This window comes from Streptomyces sp. Pv4-95, assembly GCF_045782725.1.
Lineage (GTDB): Bacteria > Actinomycetota > Actinomycetes > Streptomycetales > Streptomycetaceae > Streptomyces.
The window spans coordinates 7,559,598-7,579,497 of record NZ_CP127172.1; the positions used below are offsets into that span (position 1 = coordinate 7,559,598).

Annotated in this window: 12 protein-coding genes and 1 pseudogene; 5 read left to right on the forward strand and 8 right to left on the reverse strand. The window is 68.9% G+C overall.

Going from position 1 to position 19,900, the window contains the following annotated elements:
• Positions 1-30 precede the first annotated feature (30 nt).
• Complete coding sequence (locus QOM21_RS33220; protein WP_407554708.1) at positions 31-1,341, forward strand: SUKH-4 family immunity protein; 1,311 nt, start codon at positions 31-33, stop codon at positions 1,339-1,341.
• Between the two features lie 239 nt (positions 1,342-1,580).
• Here QOM21_RS33220 and QOM21_RS33225 read toward each other — a convergent pair whose 3' ends face one another.
• From QOM21_RS33225 to QOM21_RS33245, 5 genes are all read right to left on the reverse strand, one after another.
• Complete coding sequence (locus QOM21_RS33225) at positions 1,581-3,773, reverse strand: SUKH-4 family immunity protein (RefSeq protein ID WP_407554709.1); 2,193 nt, start codon at positions 3,771-3,773, stop codon at positions 1,581-1,583.
• 123 nt (positions 3,774-3,896) lie between these two features.
• Positions 3,897-4,166, reverse strand: a complete 270-nt coding sequence (locus tag QOM21_RS33230; protein ID WP_407554710.1) for a DUF6406 domain-containing protein — start codon at positions 4,164-4,166, stop codon at positions 3,897-3,899.
• The gene (locus tag QOM21_RS33235; RefSeq protein WP_407555968.1) at positions 4,163-11,539 is read right to left on the reverse strand and encodes a toxin glutamine deamidase domain-containing protein; all 7,377 of its coding nucleotides are present in this window, start codon (positions 11,537-11,539) and stop codon (positions 4,163-4,165) included. The genes QOM21_RS33230 and QOM21_RS33235 overlap by 4 nt, the downstream gene beginning before the upstream one ends.
• A gap of 289 nt (positions 11,540-11,828) precedes the next feature.
• Positions 11,829-12,140: a hypothetical protein gene (locus tag QOM21_RS33240; protein WP_407554711.1), complete on the reverse strand. Its 312-nt coding sequence runs from the start codon at positions 12,138-12,140 to the stop codon at positions 11,829-11,831.
• Between the two features lie 227 nt (positions 12,141-12,367).
• A complete protein-coding gene (locus QOM21_RS33245; protein WP_407554712.1) occupies positions 12,368-12,808 on the reverse strand; it encodes a hypothetical protein in 441 nt (146 codons plus the stop codon).
• A gap of 314 nt (positions 12,809-13,122) precedes the next feature.
• On the opposite strand from QOM21_RS33245, the gene QOM21_RS33250 reads away from it, so the two are divergent.
• From QOM21_RS33250 to QOM21_RS33260, 3 genes and pseudogenes are all read left to right on the forward strand, one after another.
• Positions 13,123-13,317, forward strand: coding sequence for a hypothetical protein (locus QOM21_RS33250; protein ID WP_407554713.1), 195 nt, complete (start codon positions 13,123-13,125; stop codon positions 13,315-13,317).
• 39 nt (positions 13,318-13,356) lie between these two features.
• Positions 13,357-13,521, forward strand: a complete 165-nt coding sequence (locus QOM21_RS33255; protein ID WP_407554714.1) for a hypothetical protein — start codon at positions 13,357-13,359, stop codon at positions 13,519-13,521.
• A 2-nt stretch (positions 13,522-13,523) separates the two neighbouring features.
• Positions 13,524-13,619, forward strand: a pseudogene (locus QOM21_RS33260) (IclR family transcriptional regulator); the annotation flags it as partial.
• Positions 13,620-14,125: 506 nt separating this feature from the next.
• On the opposite strand, the gene QOM21_RS33265 reads toward QOM21_RS33260, so the two are convergent.
• The 3 genes from QOM21_RS33265 to aceA all read right to left on the reverse strand — a co-directional run bounded on the left by QOM21_RS33265 (position 14,126) and on the right by aceA (position 18,010).
• The gene (locus QOM21_RS33265; RefSeq protein WP_407554715.1) at positions 14,126-14,995 is read right to left on the reverse strand and encodes a 3-hydroxybutyryl-CoA dehydrogenase; all 870 of its coding nucleotides are present in this window, start codon (positions 14,993-14,995) and stop codon (positions 14,126-14,128) included.
• Positions 14,992-16,584, reverse strand: a complete 1,593-nt coding sequence (gene aceB, locus QOM21_RS33270) for a malate synthase A (protein WP_407554716.1) — start codon at positions 16,582-16,584, stop codon at positions 14,992-14,994. The genes QOM21_RS33265 and aceB overlap by 4 nt, the downstream gene beginning before the upstream one ends.
• Positions 16,585-16,726: 142 nt before the next feature.
• Positions 16,727-18,010 carry an isocitrate lyase gene (gene aceA, locus QOM21_RS33275; RefSeq protein ID WP_407554717.1) on the reverse strand — a complete coding sequence of 428 codons (1,284 nt, stop codon included), beginning with the start codon at positions 18,008-18,010 and terminating at the stop codon, positions 16,727-16,729.
• A 419-nt stretch (positions 18,011-18,429) separates the two neighbouring features.
• Here aceA and QOM21_RS33280 point away from each other — a divergent pair, with 419 nt between their 5' ends.
• Positions 18,430-19,836 (forward strand): short-chain fatty acyl-CoA regulator family protein, encoded by a 1,407-nt coding sequence (locus QOM21_RS33280; protein ID WP_407554718.1) that lies wholly within the window; start codon positions 18,430-18,432, stop codon positions 19,834-19,836.
• The last annotated feature ends 64 nt before the right edge of the window (positions 19,837-19,900 follow it).

A 19,900-nucleotide genomic window follows, 5' to 3' on the forward strand; every position in this document is an offset into this window, starting at 1 on the left:
CGTCCGCCCGAAGACTCGAAGGGAGATCCCGTGATCAGCCAGGAGCAGGCGCTCGCGACCGCCGAGGGGTGGCTCAACCCCGAGGGGCAGGCGCGCCGTGAGGTGCGGATGCAGGAGTTCGATCTGGGCTGGGTGGTGTGGGCCGCGGCCCCGCCGATCGAGCGTGACCCGGTCACGGGCAAGCGCCGGCCGCCGGCCACGATCGGCCACTCCTGCGGTGTGGTCGACCGCCGCACCGGCGAGCTGAGCAGCTGGCCGTCCGTGCCGGTCGAGGAGGTCGTGCGGATGTACCAGCAAAAGCACGGCGGCGGCCAGGAGGCCGCGCAGCCGCCGGTCACCGGCCCCGGCAACACCACGGTCATCACGTACGTCGACCCGAGCACCGGCGAGGAGACGAGCCTCTTCAAGAACTCCGCTCCCGGGCTGCCGCACTCCGAGTTCCAGGCCATGGCGGAGATCCAGAGCCTCGGCGTGCCCGCGCAGAACGTGGTCGCGATCCACACCGACCTCAGCTCCAGCCTGCTCCCCGGCGGGTACCCGGGCCGGCTGATCGGCCGTGTCTACCCCAACGCCCGGTTCTCCTGCACGCAGGAGTACGGCCTGCGGGGCGAGGAGCGCGCCGAGGCGATCGCCGGGCTGCTCCAGCACGTCGAGATGATGCACCAGATCGCGGGCCGGCAGCCGCCGCCACGGCCTCACCGCGCGCCGGTGCCGACCGACGTCGAGCCGGCCGAGCCGCTCCGCGATGTTGCCCTGGGCCGACGGCTGACGGACGCCTTCGGCGCTGACGGCGTACGTCGCTACGACGCCGACGATGTGGCGGGCACCCCGCTGCCCGAGGCCGCCAAGGCCACGCTGACATGGGCCGGGCTTCCGACCGACATCCCGTTCTTCTTCACGGCCGACAGTCCGGAGGCGGAGCTTCCGGCCGGCCTGTTCGGAAATGCCGCCGCGCATCTGCGCGAGGTCGGCTCCCAGGCGAGCGCCGACTCCCTCGCGTTCCTGGAGGGTCACGTCAGGATCGGCACCGACGGGGTCGCTCTGATCACCGTCCAGTGCACGGGGTCCGATCTGGAAGGTGAGCCGGTCGGCCAGCTCTGGGCCGTCACCCCGGAAAGCGGCGCGGGCCGCCGCGTCAACGCCTCGGTGTCCGCCTTCGCCCGCTCCCTCGCGCTCCTGCACACCACACGCGAGGAAATGATCGCGCTCGACCCGATCATGGCCGGCAGGGCCGTCGCCGACTTCCAGGCCCAGCTCGTCGCCATCGACGCATCGTCCCTGGACGACCCGCGGAACTGGTGGTCGGCGATCGTCGAGCAGATGTGGCACGGGTTGTTCTGATCGACCCCAAACGCTGTGGAGGCGCGGCCCGTTGCCGACAACGCGCCGCGCCTCTTCGCATACGCCCGCACCTGGCCGGGCTGCTCGCCGCTCCCCGCTTCGCACGCGAGCTGCGCATCGCGCTCAACGCCGAACTCGAACTGGAAGAATTGCCGGAGGCCGGGGTGTCGCGCCACCGTCACTATCGCCCGCACCGGGAGGCGGAACTCAACAGCTGGCGCAGCACCCAGGCGCCGACATCACTCGTTGTGGAGCACGTACGACCAGGCGGGCTGATTGCCGCCCTGCTCCTCGACATCGGCCAGCTCCCCGAGGACCCAGTACGGGAGCTGCCCCCGTTCGGCGACCGGCGGCAGAATGTTCCGGGTGCGCAGCCCGGTGACCCACAGCGCCACCATGGTGAGGAAGTTGTCGAGGCTGTGCGCGGCGGGAAGACCGGCGAGATACTCCTGGTCGGGCCCGCTCGGGACGCGCAGGATGTGTCCGGTGGGGCCGTCGATGACGAGCTTGGCGCCCATCCACTTGCCGATCTGAAAAAAGGGTCCGGTTTCGGCAACGGGCTCGATCCCCTCGGGCCAGGAGGGCAGTTCGTCGAGAACGTCGGACTCCCAGTCCCCGCAGGGGAAGATTCCCATGCCTCCTTCGTTCCACATGTAGGGCAGCCCGAACTCCAGGAGGAGTTCGCGTGTCACCCCGTGGGTGAGGCCATCCGGGAGATCTTCGGCCTCGATGGGAAAGATGTCGTCCTCGCCGAACAGATCGACGAGGTCCTCGCGGCTCGGAGCCGGCGCATCGAGCGGACTGCTCAGGCCCGCGTCCGCGTAATGCCAACTCAGGGGCTGCTGCCGCACGCCGAAAGAGGAGATGTCCATGCCCTGCGCGGGCTGAAGGGCGATCACTCCCAAGTCGCCGCCGAAAACGATGACGTCATTCACGGCCAGCGGTTCGCAGGGCAGCACAAAGGCGCGGTCACGTCGGCGGGGGGACGACGAGGCGAACAACTCTTGGACAAGCTCGGGTGATGGGGAGCCGTCCCCGGGTGAGTCGGGCCAGGCGAGATCCGCACGATTCTCCTCCGGAATCTCGTCGTTTTCCCAAGGCCCTGCGACACGGTCTCCCGTTTCCGCGTCCCGGATCGAGACATACGACTGCTGTCCCTCGTCCCCCCGCCGCCGCTGCAAACCGGCGATGGCGGTTCGCCCCCGCCAACGCACTTCCGCCGACGCGGCGAACTCTCCGGCCCGGAGGAAACGTGCGTGATATCCACCCGGCTGGCGCCAATGCGCCCATTTGACTCGCCAGGGCAGTGCAACGCCTGAGGAGGTCACACCCGACGCGAAGGCGTGATCGTCGCGCGAAAAGGCCATCAGGTGCAGCCACGAGGCCCATTCCGTCTGGCGCTGTGGCGTGACTCCCCATCCCCACAGATGAAGCGCGTCGGCAGCCGCCGTGTTTCCGGGGATGAGGAACGTGATGCTTCGTGCCGCGTCCATGAGTGCCGTTTGCGGCAGATTGGCGATGACACGTCCGTCCCGAAGAACTTCGTCGTACGTTCCCGCCTGTACGGCGTGCATGGCGAGCCCGGTGGCCGCGTACAGGCCGACGGCACCCCGCCTGGCCCACCCTTCGGGGTGGCGGAAATCCGGGGCCGAGCGAAGGAGCCAAGCGACCACATGTCGATTGACACGGGCGAGTTCGGCGGAATCGATCTCACGGCGCACAGCCTCGGCCACGGCCTCGTCGACGAAGGAAGCACCGAGCGGCCCGAGTCGGAGAACGTCGGACTGTTCCGCTGCGATATCGGCGAGTTCCTCCTCGGATACCTCTGCATCGCTTAGCCCGGCGACAAGTTGGGCCCAGACGGGAAGGGGTACGAGGCGAGGCTCGGCCAGTGCCAATGCCCGCACGGCAACGGACTCCGTTACCGCCGGCGGTGTTTCGGCCGCCGCGGACAGCCGAAACACCGCCCTGGGTTCAACGCGTTCCGGCAGCAACTCGGGAGCCACATGGACCACCACGGCCAACTTGCCACGCGCCAGCCACGGAAGGGTCTGGGTCACCAACCGCTCGGGCTCGTACGACCGCCGTGTCGGCCCGGCACGATGGGCGTTGACGACCAGCAGCAACCGATCCTCCGGCCACGAGCCGAGCGCGAAACGCCAGTCGTCCCGCTTGTCCGCGGACAGATCGACTCCGAGCGCCGTGAGGGCCTGCTGCATGACCTGCTCGGCGGTGAGACCGGTGGCGTCGACGACAACACTGCCGGGCACGTGCTCGTGTATCTCCCGTATGACAGCCGAGGCATCATGGCCGGCCGGAGGGACAAGATAGGCCACTTGGCCGCCGAGCCCGCCCTCACGCCACCATCCGCCGACGCGACCGGCGACCCCGTCCTCGGGGATTCCGGGGGTGTGGGTGGTTGGCTCGGGCATGGTCCTCCTCAGATGCGCGATGACTCCTCGACCCTACGCGTGGCAGCGTGCGAATGGCCCGGGCTGCTGCTGTCGCATGGCACGGGCCGGCGGCGCGGCCTGCAGAAGTGGGTGGTGGCGGTCTCAGACGGGGGTCGTCGCGACGCGGCGCAGCACCACGGTCCAGTCGTCCTCGCTCGGCCAACCCGTCAAGTCGGCGAGCTGCCACGTCTCGTCGCCCACGGGGAAGTTCTCACCGATGCGGAGGATATGAGTCTGCTCCTCGGTGGCGAAGGTCACGAGCCGAACCCTGACCGCGGCGTCGGACTCCCTGTAGATGTCGTTCACTGAGAAGCTGGCGTGCTCGAGATTTCGCTGAATTCCTTGCCAGAGCTGAATCGTGTCAGCACTCACTTCTCATCCTCCAAAGACGCGTACTGGTTGCTGCAGTATTTCATGAATTCCTTGATGGTCAGCGGCTGGGGATGGTCCTTGTTGTGTGGGTTGCGCAACTGAATCATGCCCTTGTCGTCGACCGAGACGATCTCGTAGGCGTGAGAACTCCGGAGGTTCTTCTCCATCTTGTTCTCCACACCCGTGCCCTTGGGGCGGGTGCCGATGACGACCGGCCTGCCGCTTTCCGTGAGTTCCCGCAGGTGCGACAGCAGCTGCTTTTCCGGGCTGCGGCCGTGCATATCGTACTGCGTCGGGAATTCGTGGTTCTCCGAAGTGCGTCCCGTGAGCTGGGTGAGCAGCTCGGCACGGTCGCCTGATGTGGAGCCCTGGGTGATACGGGAGTAGCCCGTCAGCAGGTTGCCTTCGAAGTCCTTGTTGCCGGGGAACTGCGACTCGTGCTCGCGCTTCTTGTCGTCCCAGAACTGGTCCAGGCCCGCGATGGCCTTCTCCATGATCGCCGGCCAGGCCACACCCACCTGGCTGGCGTTGGCGTATGCGGTGGTGTTGGGGAACTCGCTGTACACGGGCACCTCGGGAGTGACCCGCACGGTCAGGATGCGCCCGGTCGGAGCCTGGTTGCCGTGGTTGTTGCGCGCGACCTCGTGGAAGCGGACCTCGTAGTTGCCGTCCTCGGTCTCCCGGATCATGTCCTGGAGGAGATCCGGGTACCTGCACGCGATGGCGCCCAAGGTGGCGATGATGCCGCAGTCGCCGATGGCACCCTGCTCCGTCTGCTCACGCGACGGAGGCCCGTCGAACAGCGGCACGCGCGTCCCGTCGGGACGGTCCAGTGGAGTGCCGTAGCGGTCGGGCTGGAACTCCGCCGGCTTCTTGTGGTTGCCGAAGCGCGGCTGGTCCACCTCAGTGGTGATCTCGGTGGGCTCGGCCGGGCCTGACTGGGTCAGGGACTGCCAGAGCTGCTTGAACCGGCCCCGCTTTTCCGGCTGGTTGTCCGAGGCGGGGGAGGCTTCGCGAGCCTCGCCGGAGGATGGGTTCGGGGTGCCGGCCTGCTCGCCCGTCCCCGTGGCGGCGGTGGTGGGGCGCGGGGCCTCTCCGGCGTCCGCGAGTTCGGTTTCCTTCCGCGAAGCGTCGCGGTTCGAGGGCTGCGAGTCCGCCGACGCGGAGGTGCCGTTGTCCGCAGTTCCGTTTCCCGTAGTCGCGTTGGCCACAGCGAAGTTGACGTGGGCGGGGTCTGCCGAAGGCGTGTGCTCGCTATCGGTCGGGCTGGTGGTCGGCGTGCCGGCCGAGTCCGCCGGGTGCCTGCGGTCTGTGCCTGCGGGGTCGGCGGGGGGCTTGCGGTCTGTGCCTGCGGGGTCCGATGGGGGTGTGCGGTGGGGGTCCGTGGGATGGGACGGGGCCGACTGAGGCGCCTGAGTAGGCGGTGTGTTCTGGTCGGGCGTGGGGGCCGTAGGCGTGTTCTGGCCCGGATTCGCCAGCGTCTGTGCCAATTCGTTGACGAAGTTCAGGTGGTGCTGAATCTCCGCGTCCTGGGGCTGCTGGTTCGGCGTGCGGTACCTGCCGAGCGCAGTTCTGATTTGGGACTCGGTCTTGCCTTCCGCGCGCAGCCTGTCCGCCTCGGCGGACTTGAGATTCTTGAGGCCAGGGTCCGCTCGATAGGTCGTGCTGTAGTAGACGGGAACACGGTCCATCGCCTGGGAATCGTTGATTGTCCTGGAGCAGTTGGCGTGGCCGGTGGGATGACCGGACGGGGTGGTGGGCAGGCCACAAGGCTCACGTTCGGTGTAGAGGCCCTTGACCTCGACCTTGGTCTGCTTCCGGTCTTCGCGATTCTCGTTGAGCTGGTCGATCCAATTGAGGATGTGGGACTCGGAGTGCATCGGGTCGGCGCCGTCCACGGCAGGGGGAACCGACGAATCGACGATGTAGTGACTTTCCTTGGTGACCGGGTCGAACACTTCCACGACCGCGTAGTTCTTGCCGGAGAAGTCAGGCGAATTGCTCTCCGTCTCCTCCAGCAGCCGCTTGAGGTCCTCCACATCCCGAAGGTTCGTCCCCTCCGGGTGCGATGCGAGTTCACGTCGCCAGGGAGCTGCTGATTCGTGGAACTTTCCGTCGCTGTACGCATCGTTGTTCGCGGCCGGGTCAGGGTTCACGCCCACGGCGTTGTTGGCATGGAAGGACTGGCTGATGCGGGCCAGAGTGGCGATCGCGGCGTACCGCTGGCCGTCGTTCATGTCCGACCACGCGGGATCAAGATGCTGCCGGAGATCACTGTCGGTGAAGTTTGTCGATGGCATCGGAACATTCCGGTGCGCCGTCATCGCGGCCTGGTGGGCGGCCCCAGCCTGGGGGAGGGCCTGCTGGGCATTGGCGAGCCGCTGCTCCGCCGCCGCCCGCTTGGCCTGAGCCGCCAGCCTCGCGTCGTCGGTCTTGGCTTTCCGCTCCGCGGTCGCCGCCCTGGTCCGCTCCGCCTTGGCGTCGGCGACTTCCTTCAGCGCCCTGTCATAGTCCTGTCTGGCTTCACGTACCAGCTGCGCCGACTCTGCATGCGCCTGGCGGCGGTCGATGGATTCCCGCAGTATGTCGGCCAAGGGCACCCGGGGCGGGTCGCCTTGCGGCTGGGCCCACTGCCGCATCTGTGCCTGGACCGGGTCCAGACCGATCCGATGGACGTCGCGCGCGTCTCGGAGGTCGCCCTGTGCCTTGTCCGGAGGAAGGTTCGCCTGCGAATCGGTCCGTGCTTCCGGGTCGGGAAGGCTCTGGTTGCGCCGCTTGCGAGTGGCTTCCGCACCGGGGTCGTTGGACTCGGCGGGCGAACCGGCCGGGCGCTGGGGCGCTGTGTGGTCGGTATCGGCAGGTGTGGTCTGGCTCTGGTTTTGCGTGGTGGGCCGGCTGGTGGCCTCGATGGGGCGGCGGTTGGCGTCCAGCGGGATCGCGAAGACGCCGTTGTTGCCGCTGTGGAGCGGGGCGGTGCTGTGCCGGCCCGTCTGCGGGTCGGCGTACACGATCTGGCCGTTGTGGTTGACGACGTTCCAGGCGTGGGCACGGCCGTCGGCGTTTTGGGTGATGATCACGGCCTGTGAGCCGTGGCCCTCGTTGAGGAGGGTGGTCTCCAGGTTGTTGTACGCGTCGCGGCCGTCGCCGAAGTCGTCGAACTCGGCGCCCAGGGCGTTCTCGATACGGTCGCGGCCGTTGGGCTCGGGAGTGTCGGCGGGAGTGCCGTCCTCATTCGTGCTGCGGCGGGCGGCTACCGTGGGGTTGCCCGCGTACGACTCGACGAACGCCAGCGATCCGTCGGGGCAGTTGACGTCGCGACCGGAATCGTCGGGGTTCCGGCCGCGCAGATCGTCGACCCAGGTGCCCTCGCGCGGGTCAGGAGCCCGCTGGAACGAGCCGTCCTCGTTGCGCGGGAATCTCTCCTGCTGTGCGCGGTTGTCGGCGTCGGTGGGGTCGTCGTAGCCATCCGGCGGACCGGAGGGGCGCGTGGCGGTGGACGGGAAGACCGGTTCCCTCGAGTCCGGTTGCTGGTCTTCGGTGTCTTGAGGGGCCTGGCTGTCGTCGGCGGCCTGCGAATCCTGGGAATCCTGGGCGGATTGGGATTCCTGGCCGTCCTGCGTGTCCTGAACGTTTTCGGGCTGGAGGCTGTCCTGGTTCGTCGCGTCCGGGTCCTGGGCCGTATCCGAGTCCCGATCCGTGGTGGAGTCGGTGTCCGGGGCGCTCTCCGATACTTGGTCCGGGTGGGACTCCTGGGTGGTGTTCGCGTCCGGAGAGACGGCCTCGTTCTGCGGTGATGTCGTCTCCGGGGTCGGCGTCGTCTCCGGGGTCGGCGTCGCCTCCGGCGTCGTCGAGGATTCCGGGGTCGTCGACGACGGTGCTGTGTCGGTGCTGCCGTCGCCGGCGGTCCGATCGGCGGTCGAGTCGTCGTTGCCGGAGGGCGCCTCGTCAGTGGACGGCGAGGTGTTGGAAGGCCCGCTCGGCTGGGTGTCGGGAGTTGTCTGACCCGTCGACGAGTCGGGGCCCGGGCTGGTGTTGGTGTCCGGAGTGTTCTGGGTGGACGGTTGCGGCGTCGACGGCGACAGGAAGTACGGAGTGATCGGATTCCGATTGGCGTCCAGCGGGGTGTAGAAGACCTCTTGGGCGCCCAGGTGGATCGGATTCTCGCTGACGACGCCCGTTTGCGCGTCGACGAACAGAACCTGGCCGTTGTGGTTGACCGCCGCGAAGGCATGGCCACCACCGCCGGGCCAGTTGACGCCGATCACGGCTGCTGAGCCATGCCCGGCCTGCGACAGCTCGTATGCGATACGTGCGTACGGGTTGGGATGGTCCTTGCCCGCGAACGTGCTGGGCGCGCCGGCCCAGCGTGCCTGGTTGTCGACCGAGTCGCGCTCCGCGGAGAAGGTGTTCAGGCTGCCGTCCGCATTTTGGTCCAAAGTGCGCGGGGCGGACACCGTCGGGCGACCGAACCATGTCTCCAGGAACGAGCGGGTGCAGTCGGCGCAGTTATTGGACCGGCCGGGCACCCCCGGGCCACCGTCGTTCTGCAGACCGGCCCAGTTTCCTTGCCGCGGGTCCGCGTACACCTGCGGGGTGCCGTCGGGGTTCCTCGGGTGGGCGTTCTCGAGGTCCTGCTGATGGGCTGGGTCGGGTGTGGTCAAGCCTTCGAACGGGATGTTCAGGCCGTTACGGATGTCCGAAAGGTTGTCCGCCTGGGGCGGAGGCGGAGGTGCCGTGGGTTGCCCGGGTGAGCTGTCGTCAGCGGGGGGCTGCTGTTGGCTCTGATCGGGTGTCTGGTCGGGGTTGGTGGCGTCCGGCTGCTGATGGTCCGGCTGTTGGTTGTTCGGTGCCGGCATCCCCTGGTCATGCGGCGTGGTGGGGGACTCGGCCGGTGACTGCTGGTTCGTGGGACGGTTGTCCGTCGGACGGTTCGTCGGCTGGTCGCCGCGGGGCGGCGTGGTCGGGCGCTCAGGCGTATCGGTGCGCGGAGTCTCGGCACGTGGCGCGTCAGTGCGTGGTGGTGTGGTGAGGCGGCTGGGCGTTTCGGTGCGCGGTGTGTCAGTGCGCGGCTGCGTGGAGGAGGGGCTCGGTGTCTCGCCGCGCGGCGTCTGGGTGCGCTGCGGTGATGCGGGACGGTTCTGCTGGGTGTCCCGCGACGGTGTCGTGGGCCTGGTGCTCGGCTGTTCCGTACGCGGCCTCGTGGTGCTGGGCGTGGTGGCCCGCGGTGTCCGCGTGGGGTTGCCTGCCGCCGGCGCTTGCGTCGGGATGGGGCCGGCCGCGGGGGGTGGCATGGCACCCGGGGCCGACGTTGAGGGCGTCGTGGACGACGGGGCCGCCTGCTGGGGGGTGCCCGCCTCGCCGGGCTGCGTACCGGCGGCCGGGGGCGTCGCCGTGGCGACGTTGCCCATGAGGCCCATGTTGTCGTCGTCCGGGTCTTGCGGGGTCGGAGTTGACGGTGCCGGCGCGTGGCCCTGACCCGGGCTGGGGTGTGCGGTGGGCGTGTTGCCTGGCATGGCACCGCCCGGCATGAAGCCGCGGCCGCTGCCCTGGTTCTGGTTGTCGTTGTTGTTGCCGTCGTTGGAGCCGCCCGGCACGGTGCCCTGGGCCGGTGCGGGCATCGTGGTTGCCGAGTCGCGGTCGACCTGGTGCACGCCCGGTTCGGGGCGGGAGTTGTCGGGAGCCGGGGCCGGTGCGGCCTCGGGGCGGTCTGTCGCCGGCGGCGGGGACGGCATAGGCGCGGGCTCGGTGTTGCGCGCGTCCGGGATCGACGCGCCCTGCTCCGGAGTGTGGACGTCGACGCCTTCCGGGCGGCTCGGGCGAGCGCTGTCCGGAGTGGTGTCCGGCGCCGCGGAGCCATCGACCTCAGGCGTGGTGCCCGGGCCCTCGATGGGCGAGGAGTTGGAGGGCATGGACGGTTCGTTGCCCGGTGCCGTGGTCAGCGGGGCGTCCGGTGTGCTGTCCGGACGGGCGGAGTCAGGTGTGGTGTCGGGGGCCGGTCCGCCCTCGACGTCCGGCCTCGTCGTGGTGGACGGCGTGGACGAGTCCGGAGACGAGTCGGGGGCGGACGGGTCGTCGCCCGGAGGACGACCGATGCTCTCGTTGTAGGCCTGGGTGCCCACGTCGAAGGGGCTGGGCGAGTCGGAGCCACGGCCTGGTGAGGGCGAGGACGGCGAGGGGCTCGACGAGTCCGGGCTGCCGGTGCTGTCCGTGCTGCTGTTGGACGGCGTACTTGCGGAAGAGGAGGGAGAACTCGAAGCCGCCGGGCCATCGGCCGACGAGGACGGGCTCGGCGACGAGGACGGGCTCGATGAAGGGCTGTCCGAACCGCTCGACGGAGACGAGGGCGATGCACCGCCGATATCCGGTGCCCTGCGCCCGGAGTCGCCGCCACTCGAACTCGGCGAACTACCGGAACTCGGCGAACTACCGGAACCCGGGGAGTTGCTCGACGAACTGCTGTCGTTCGATGACGAGTTGGAAGAGCTCGGCGAGTTCGAGGAAGGGGAGGAGCTGGGGGAGCTGCTGGACGAACTGCGCTCGTTGGAAGACGAGTTGTTGTTCGACGATGAATCGCTGGAGTTCGACGAACTGTCGCTGCCGGAGTCCGATGAGCCGTCGCCGCCGTCGCTTCCGCCGTCGTTTCCGCTGTTCGTCAGTCCGCCGCGAGCGCCATGCCCCGCGCGGGAGCCGGCGCCGTCGCGCAGGGACTCGCCGAAGGTGGAACCGGAATTCTTCAGAGCCTCCTTGCCCTCTTCGTACCCTTTCTTGGCGGTGCGGCCCAGGTCGTAGCCCGACTGCTTGCCGAAGTTCTGCTCGACGGTCTGGGCGACCAGGTCGGAGACCATGGCTTCCAGAGCGGAGACAAAGGGTTCCTTGGCGGTCTCCAACACCGCCTGCAAGATCTGTTGGGCTATCTCCTTGAGAAGTTTGCGCAGGATCAGCCGCGTGGCGGCGGCCGCGCCCATCGCGCCGAGTTCGGACAGGCCCAGGGTGAATGGCGCGGCGGCCTGGGCCGCGATTATCTCGATCGCCAGGATTATCAACTGGGCGATCACCGCCACTTTTAGCCCGATGATGAGCATCGCCGCGGCGTCCATGCAGATGGCGATCAGCTCGGCGCCCTGGCGGGCGTCGTCGAAGTAGCCCGAGCCGCCCGAGAACTTCTCCCAGGTCTTGTTGAAACCCTCGATGGAGTCGCCGGCGCTCTCGGCGAGGACGTTGCCGGCGGCGCTCATGCCTCGGGCCTGGAGGGCCTCCACATCAGCGGCGAACTTACGCCAGGTGTTGGCGCACTCCATCATCTTGTCTTCGTCGCCTGTGGGCCACTCGAAGCCACACATTTCGAGAACCCACTCAAGTGCGTCCGGCAGCATCAATGCCACGACGAAGACCCCCGTTATCGCCCATGTAGTTCAGGTTGTTGTTCCGGCCCTGTGGGCCGACCCGCCCCATCCGCCTCACCGCCGGCGGATGGCCCTGCTTCTCTGCTGCTGCCGGAGGCGCCATTCGGAGCCTCGTGAGCGCTCAACCGGCTTGCGTCGGCGCAGAGCCATGCCCATGCCAGAGCCTAGCCCAACGGCACCTCTGGCCCCTCAACTCTGTTGTGTCACAGTGCTGTAGTAGACATCCGGTCCATAGCCGTCCAGTCCTCAGGCGGCAGCCCTAGCCATTGGGCCGGCGCAGGCTGCGGTACAGCTCGATTGCGGAGTCCGGCGGAAAGTTGGGGACGTAGGTGACGGCTCCGTCGCTTTTGGAGATCACCATGTGACTGCCACCCAACGGCGCCTGAGTGCCGGGCGGAGGTGGGGGCATGACGGCGTGGACGAGGAAGCCGATGTCGAACTCCACCACGTACAGCGGCGCCGGGTTTCCTTCCAGATCCAGTACTTCGAATCGGGCGCGAGCGGCGGCCAATGCCTCTTCTGCAGTGGTGGGGACGGGCTGTACCGGTTCCGGCGCGTCGGGATGCGACACGGACTCTCTCCTATCAGTGAAGTGGTGGATGTGGGTCAGGCGTGGTCGTGCCGTTGAACTCGCTATTGGGGCCGGGCGGTTGACCGTCGAAACGCGAGCTGGAGCCGAGCCGTCGCCGAAGCCGATACCGCGCAAGCACTCGACCCTGGCTGCTGGGACCGTGCTGCTGTGGCGGCCTGCAAACCCGCTGTACGGTCGCCACCCACGCTCCCGTGGTGTGGGCCATGTCAGCTGCTCGGGGACTTCAGAATCCGCACCTCGCCGCCGAACTGGTTCTCCGGCTTCTGCTCCTTGATCAGAGCGTCGGTGAAGTCCTCGTTCTCCTCGTGGTTCTTCGCCATCCGCTCCAACGCCTTGCCGATTTCGTTGAGCTTGGTGGCGAGGTGCTCCATCGAGTCCGTCATGCCGTCGCGCAGGCCTTCGTAGACCACGCCGAACTTCTCGCCGAGCTCGTCGTCACCCCACGGTGGGGTGCCTGCCTTGTCGCTGAAGGTGGTCAGGCCCTTCCAGGCGTCCTGGGCGACACTCGAGAACGTCGTCTCCTTCGGCGCTTCGCCTCCGCCGCCTCCACCGTCACCTTGCGCGGCCAGGCCGTTCTTCAGCAGGCTCGTCGCCTGGTAGAAATCCCTGCCGATCTCGGAGAAGTTCTTCCCCTCGGCCTTCAGCATCTCCGGATTGCTTCTGAACCCGTCGCCCATCACTGCGCCCCCGTTCACCAACCGGCGTCATCGAGCAGCCGGTTCACGTCCGTTTCATGTCTGTGCCAGCGTACCCAGAGGCACTGACAAGCCCTCACTCCCTGGGTGTCACAGCGCCGTCCCGTGGGCCTCCGGCCGATATGTGTTCCGAGACAAGAGATCGGCATCTCCGTCTGTCCGGCCCAATAATGACCCTCACGTGGGCCATCGCGACACCGTAGGGCTGGGCGGTCGACAAGCTGAGCCACGCCGTGCGCGTTGCAGGACGTTGAATCCTTTGGGCAGTGAGGCGCCAAGATCCGTGGCTCGCTCGGGGCGAAGGCGCGGGCCATGAGGCGGCGCATGATCTCGGAGGCCGACGGGACGACGGGGCCGCGCAGGCGGCCACCGAGCGGACGTCGCTTCCCGTGGTGGGGCTCTTCGTCGCATGGCTGCTGATCGGCTATGAGGCCCTCGCCCACGTGATGGCCGTGATCTGACCGATCCGAACGCACGACACCTACGAACGAGCACCTGCCATGTTCGACATCAACACCATGGCCTGCATGCTCGGGCCCACCTCGTCGAAGCCGCCGGCACGCCAGCGGGGACGCGGGTACGTGGGCCACACCACCGAGACCGTTCTCGTCCCCGCCCTGCTGGTGCCCGTACTACGCCAACGCGCGGCGAGGGTGTCGTTCTGAGTTTGCGTACGCTCGTTCACGACGGGTACCTCCGTGAGCTGGAGGACGGCGGGTACGTCCTCGGGGGCCGGCTGGACACCCTGCAATCCGGCGGCCGTGACTCGGATCGGCGAGGCAGCAGCAACAAGCCAGTGCGGGATCAAGTCCTGCCTGCGGCGAGAGAGCCGGTGCTTCGGTGGCTGTCTCCGAAGCTCCCGGCCAGACGCGGCGAATTGCGTGAGCGAAGCGTGAGTGGACGGGACAGCACCCGATGGATCGGCCATCATGCCGGCGAGTCCGACAATCTCTGACCAGGCAAGCCCCGGCCGAGGAGGCCAGGTCCCCGCGCGCTCCCCTTCGGTCGGGCGAGAGCGCGGATGGAGGACCTGGCGGGCGCAGCAAGAGCCAACCAACCGGGGCGTCGCCGTCGGCGCTGCTCTGCTCCAGGTGAACTCGCCTCTGAACAACCTCACTTGGCCACATCCCGCCCTCGCCAGTACAAGTAGAACCCCGCCCCAGCCACCCCGCGTGCGAGCAGCGGGGGCGCGGAGCATCCTCGCCAGATCCTCCGCACCCCCGCAGCACAGCAGTCGTGGCCCCTCAGCCCCGACCTGACCCGGGTCCCTCAACCCCGGTCGTATGTGTGGAACCCGCGGCCCGTCTTGCGGCCGAGCAGCCCCGCCTCGACCATGCGCAGAAGCAGGGGAGGCGGTGCGTACAGGGGTTCCTTGAACTCTTCGTACAGCGATGCGGCGATGGAGGCGACCGTGTCCAGGCCGATCAGGTCGGCGAGCTTGAGCGGTCCCATCGGGTGCGCGCAGCCCAGCTCCATCCCGGCGTCCACATCGGCCGCCGAGGCGAAGCCGGATTCGGACATCCGGATCGCCGACAGGAGGTACGGGATGAGCAGGGCGTTGACCACGAAGCCGGCCCGGTCCTGGGAGCGGACCACGGTCTTTCCCAGCGCCGTGGCGACGAACTCCTCGGCCGTCGCGGCAACAGCCGGTGAGGTGTGCAGGGACGTGACGACCTCCACGAGGGGCAGCACGGGCACCGGGTTGAAGAAATGCAGCCCCAGGACGTGGTCGGCGCGCCGGGTCGCCATGCCCAGGCGCATGACCGGGATGGCGGAGGTGTTGGTGGCGAGGATCGCCTGCGGATCTTCGACGATCTTGTCGAGAGCGGTGAACACCTCCGTCTTCGCCTCGGCGTTCTCGACGACCGCCTCGACGACGAGTTGCCGGTCGGCGAGGTCGTCGAGGCTGCCGGTGAAGACCATCCGTGCGAGCGCGTCCTCCGCCGAGATCCGGTCCAGCTTGCCCCGCTGGACGGCGCGCTCCAGGGAGACGGCCACCCGCTCACGGGCGGCACGGGCGGCCATCGCGTCCGCCTCGCAGACGACGGTGTCCAGCCCGGCGCGGGCACACACCTCGGCGATGCCGGCGCCCATCTGGCCGCCACCCACCACGCCGACCCTGCGGATGTGCCGGCTCATGAGCGTGCCTCCGTCTGCCGGACGAGGTGCCGGGAGTAGGCATCCGGGGTGAAGAAGGGGGGCAACTCCTTGGCCATCGCCGTCCGTTCGAAGAGAGTCCGGACCTCCTCGACCCGGGCCCAGGGGAACTCGGAGCCCAGGGCGGCGGTCTCCTCGTCGAGGACTCGCAGGACCGTCTCCCGGTCCACGACGCGGTGCCGCAGCCATTGCCAGATCTGCACACGGGCGATCTCGGCGGTGGCCGCGTCCTCCATCAGGCCGTACAGCGCGACGGCCCCGCTGCCGCGCAACCACGCGTCGAAGTAGCGCAGCGCGACCGCGATATTGGTCCGCACGCCCTCCTGCGTCGGCGGATCGCTGATACGGCGCACGGACAGCAGGTTCGCGGCGGTCACCTCCACGTCGTCGCGGGTGCGCTCGATCTGGTGCGGCCGTCCGCCCAGTACGTCGTCGAACGCCGAGCGGCAGACGGGGACGAGGCCGGGGTGGGCGACCCAGGAACCGTCGAAGCCGTCCTCCGCCTCGCGCTCCTTGTCCAGCCGGACCTTGGCCAGCGCGGCCTCGTTGGCCTCCGCGTCCTTGGCCGGCACCTGGGCGGCCATGCCCCCGATCGCATGGGCGCCGCGTTGGTGACAGGTGCGCACCAGCAACTCGGTGTACGCCCGCATGAACGGCGCGGTCATCGTGACCTTCGCCCGGTCGGGCAGCAGGAAGTCGGTGCGGTGCCCGAATGTCTTGATCAAGCTGAACAGGTAGTCCCAACGGCCCGCGTTGAGCCCGGAGCTGTGCTCGCGCAGCGCGTGGAGGATCTCCTCCATCTCGAAGGCCGCGGTGATCGTCTCGATGAGGACGGTGGCGCGCACGGTGCCGCGGGGGATACCCAGGAACTCCTGGGCGAAGACGAAGACGTCGTTCCACAGCCGCGCCTCGTAGTGGTTCTCCAGCTTCGGCAGGTAGAAGTACGGGCCCTTCCCGGCGTCGATCTGGCGCTGCGCGCAGTGGAAGAAGTACAGCCCGAAGTCGACGAGCGCGGCGGGCACGGGCCGGCCGTCCACCTCCAGGTGCTCTTCGAGGAGATGCCAGCCGCGGGGACGGACAACGATGGTGGCGACCTGGTCACCGAGGCGGTAGGTCTTGCCCTCGGGGGTGGTGAAGTCGATGCGGCGCTCGATCGCGTCGAGCAGGGTGAGCTGGCCTTCGACGAGGTTTTCCCAGGTGGGGGAGGTGGCGTCCTCGAAGTCCGCCATCCAGACCTCGGCCCCCGAGTTGAGGGCGTTGACGGCCATGCGGGGTTCGGGAGGGCCGGTGATCTCCACCCGCCGGTCGCTAAGGCCGGGCGCCGGCGGTGCGACCCGCCAGGACGGATCGGCGCGGACCGCGGCGGTGGCGATGGAGAAATCGAGGCCGTGCCCGGAGGCGAGGCGTGATGCCCGTCGCGTGCGCTCCTTCAGGAGCTCGGAGCGGCGCGCTCCGAAGGCGGCGGCGAGGTGGCCGATGAAGTCCAGAGCCTCCGGCGTGAGGATCTCCTCATGGCGGTGCCCTGCTTCCGCGAGGACCTGGACGCGGTGCGTCAGTGCGCTGGTGGACATGCGGGTCTCCTGACGAGGGGAGGAGCGGGGCCGGACGGAGACGGTCGTCCGGCCCCGCTTGATCATGGGCCGACGGGATACGCGGGCGCGGAGGCGCGGCCGGGGACGTGACCGCTCAGCCCCGGCCGGCCACGGAAACGGCCTAGTGGAACTGCTCTTCCTCGGTGGAGCCGGCCAGCGCGGTCGTGGAGGACGCCGGGTTGAGGGCGGTGGAGACCTGGTCGAAGTAGCCGGTGCCCACCTCGCGCTGGTGCTTGACGGCGGTGAACCCTTGCGCCTGGGCGGCGAACTCCTTCTCCTGGAGGTCGACGTAGGCGGTCATGCCGGACTCGGCGTAGCCGCTTGCGAGGTCGAACATGCCGTGGTTGAGGGAGTGGAAGCCGGCCAGGGTGATGAACTGGAACCGGTAGCCCATCGCACCCAGTTCGCGCTGGAACTTGGCGATCTGGTCGTCGTCGAGCGCTGCCCGCCAGTTGAAGGACGGCGAGCAGTTGTAGGCGAGCATCTGGTCGGGGTGCTCGGCGTGGATCGCCTCGGCGAACTCGCGGGCCTGCGCCAGGTCCGGCGTACCGGTCTCCACCCAGATCAGGTCGGCGTACGGGGCGTAGGCCAGACCGCGGGCGATGACCGGGGCCATGCCGTTGCGCACCCGGTAGAAGCCCTCCGCGGTGCGCTCCCCGGTGACGAACTCGGCGTCGCGCTCGTCGATGTCGCTGGTCAGCAGGTTCGCCGCGAGGGCGTCGGTGCGGGCGACGATCAGCGTGGGCACGTCGGCGATGTCCGCGGCGAGGCGGGCGGCGTTGAGGGTGCGGATGTGCTGCCCGGTCGGGACGAGGACCTTGCCGCCGAGGTGGCCGCACTTCTTCTCCGAGGCGAGCTGGTCCTCGTAGTGGATACCGGCGGCGCCGGCCGCGATCATCGCCTTGGTCAGCTCGAAGGCGTTGAGCGGGCCGCCGAAGCCTGCCTCGGCGTCTGCGACGATCGGCGCGAGCCAGTCGGTGGTGTCGCTGCCGCCCTCGGCGGTGGCGATCTGGTCGGCGCGCAGCAGCGCGTTGTTGATCCGGCGCACGACCTGGGGGACGGAGTTGGCCGGGTAGAGGCTCTGGTCGGGGTAGGTGTGACCGGCCTGGTTGGCGTCGGCGGCGACCTGCCAGCCGGACAGGTAGATGGCCTGCAGACCGGCCTTCACCTGCTGCACCGCCTGGCCGCCGGTCAGCGCGCCCAGCGCGTGGATGTAGTCGCGCTCGTGCAGCTGCCGCCACAGTCGCTCGGCGCCGCGACGGGCCAGGGTGTGCTCCTCGCGCACACTGCCCGACAGCCGGAGCACATCCTCCGCGCTGTAGGTGCGCTCGATCCCCTTCCACCGCGGATCGGTGGCCCACTGCCGTTCGAGCTGCTCGGCCGCTGTCGTCTTCGCCTCTGCCATGACCTTCACCGTCTCCATGAGTCGCGTGGTCTGCCAATGCCTCCCTCAGCCGTGCACCGGATCTGAGGGACGTGGCACTGTGTGTCGTTGATGGGTGCGGCCCGCCGGTCCCTTCGAGGGCGTCGCTGAGCAATGCTGCCTGGCTGCCGGACAGAGGCTGCCGGGATCTCCGACGTCAGGGCATGAATCGCGCCCGGGTTTCTGCCTCGGCTGCCAGGATTCGGCGGGCCGCACTGGAACTCTGGCACTGGCACCGAGTGCCATCAATCGTGGACGCTTGCCAAGTTCTGCGAATCTTTTCCCTTCGGTTTGCCAAGTTTGCGAAGGGTCGCGAAGGAGAAGATCCGCGTACGCTGAACCCACGTCGACGGCTGCTCGCACGGCCCGGGCGACGGGTGGCCCGACGGGAGAGGAGCGCGGTGAGCAAGACATACGCGGGAGCGCGGCTGCGGCGCCTGCGCGAGGAACGGCGGATGAGCCAGGCGGAGCTGGCCCGGGTCCTGGGCATCTCGCCCAGTTACCTGAACCAGATGGAGCACGACTCCCGCCCGCTCACCGTCCCCGTGCTGCTCAGGCTCACCGAAGCCTTCGGTGTCGACCCCGGCTTCTTCTCGGAGCGCGACACCAGCAGACTCGTCGCCGACCTGCGCGAGGCGCTGGCGGGCGAGGTCGCAGAGGCCCGGGTCTCACCGTCCGACCTGGCGGAACTCGCGTCCCGGATGCCGGCCGTCGCGAAGGTGCTGCTGGATCTGGGCCGACGCGGTCAGCTCCTCGCCGAGCGGATCGCCGGGGCCGCCGACGACCGGGACGGTGAGCCCGTCGCTCCCCGCTCACCGCACGAGGAGATCCGGGAGTTCTTCTACCGCCGCCAGAACTACCTGCACGACGCCGATGTCGCAGCCGAGGATCTGGCCCGCCGCATCGGCATCCGGCCGGGCGATGTCGTCCGGGTGCTTTCCGAACGGCTCACCCAGACGCACGGTGTCCGTGTGGCGACCGAGGCCACCGAGCGCTTGCACCACTACGACGAGACCTCCCGCACCCTGCACCTCTCCAGCCGGCTCCGGCCCGGCCAGCAGGCCTTCCGCATGGCCACCCAACTCGCCCTGTTCGAATACGGCGACGAGCTGGACCGGCTGGCGGAGGAGGACTTCCCCGAAGGTTCCGCCACGCACGCACTCACACGCATCGGCATCGCGAACTACTACGCGGCCGCGCTGATCCTTCCGTACCGCGCCTTCCACGCGGCTGCGGAGAACGTGCGGTACGACATCGAGCGCCTCACCGACCACTTCGGACTCGGCTACGAAACGGTCTGCCATCGCCTGAGCACCCTCCAGCGCCCCCGCCTGCGCGGAGTGCCGTTCTCCTTCGTCCGCGTGGACCGGGCCGGCAACATGTCCAAGCGCCAGTCCGCCACCGGATTCCACTTCTCCCGCGCCGGCGGCACCTGCCCGCTGTGGAACGTCTACGAGGCGTTCGCGGCACCCGGCCGCATCCACGTCCAGATCGCCTCGATGCCCGACGGGCAGCGCTATTTGTGGACCGCCCGCGCGGTCACGCGGCACCGCGGCGGCTGGGGCGAGCCCGGCAAGACCTTCGCCATCGGCCTCGGCTGCGAAATCCGGCACGCCTCCCGGCTCGTCTACTCCGACGGCCTCGACCTCGACAACGCCTCCGCCGCGACCCCGATCGGCATGGGCTGCCGCATCTGCGAACGCCTCGACTGCCCGCAGCGCGCCGTCCCACCTCTCGGCCGCCCGCTGGCGATCGACGAGAACAGCAGCACGTTCGTTCCGTATCCGGTGGCCGACCGCACGCGGTGACCCGCGACGTGGTGTCACCGGTGCCGGCGGGGCGTTCAGCTCTGCGGTGCGGCGGACCGCGTGG

What these genes read in the sequence shown, in the direction of transcription:
- aceA (WP_407554717.1), bottom strand. Translation starts at nt 18,010, where the DNA reads ATGGCAGAGGCGAAGACGACAGCGGCCGAGCAGCTCGAACGGCAGTGG.
- QOM21_RS33235 (WP_407555968.1), bottom strand. Translation starts at nt 11,539, where the DNA reads ATGCTGCCGGACGCACTTGAGTGGGTTCTCGAAATGTGTGGCTTCGAG.
- QOM21_RS33265 (WP_407554715.1), bottom strand. Translation starts at nt 14,995, where the DNA reads ATGAGCCGGCACATCCGCAGGGTCGGCGTGGTGGGTGGCGGCCAGATG.
- QOM21_RS33225 (WP_407554709.1), bottom strand. Translation starts at nt 3,773, where the DNA reads ATGCCCGAGCCAACCACCCACACCCCCGGAATCCCCGAGGACGGGGTC.
- QOM21_RS33255 (WP_407554714.1), top strand. Translation starts at nt 13,357, where the DNA reads ATGTTCGACATCAACACCATGGCCTGCATGCTCGGGCCCACCTCGTCG.
- QOM21_RS33245 (WP_407554712.1), bottom strand. Translation starts at nt 12,808, where the DNA reads ATGCTGAAGGCCGAGGGGAAGAACTTCTCCGAGATCGGCAGGGATTTC.
- aceB (WP_407554716.1), bottom strand. Translation starts at nt 16,584, where the DNA reads ATGTCCACCAGCGCACTGACGCACCGCGTCCAGGTCCTCGCGGAAGCA.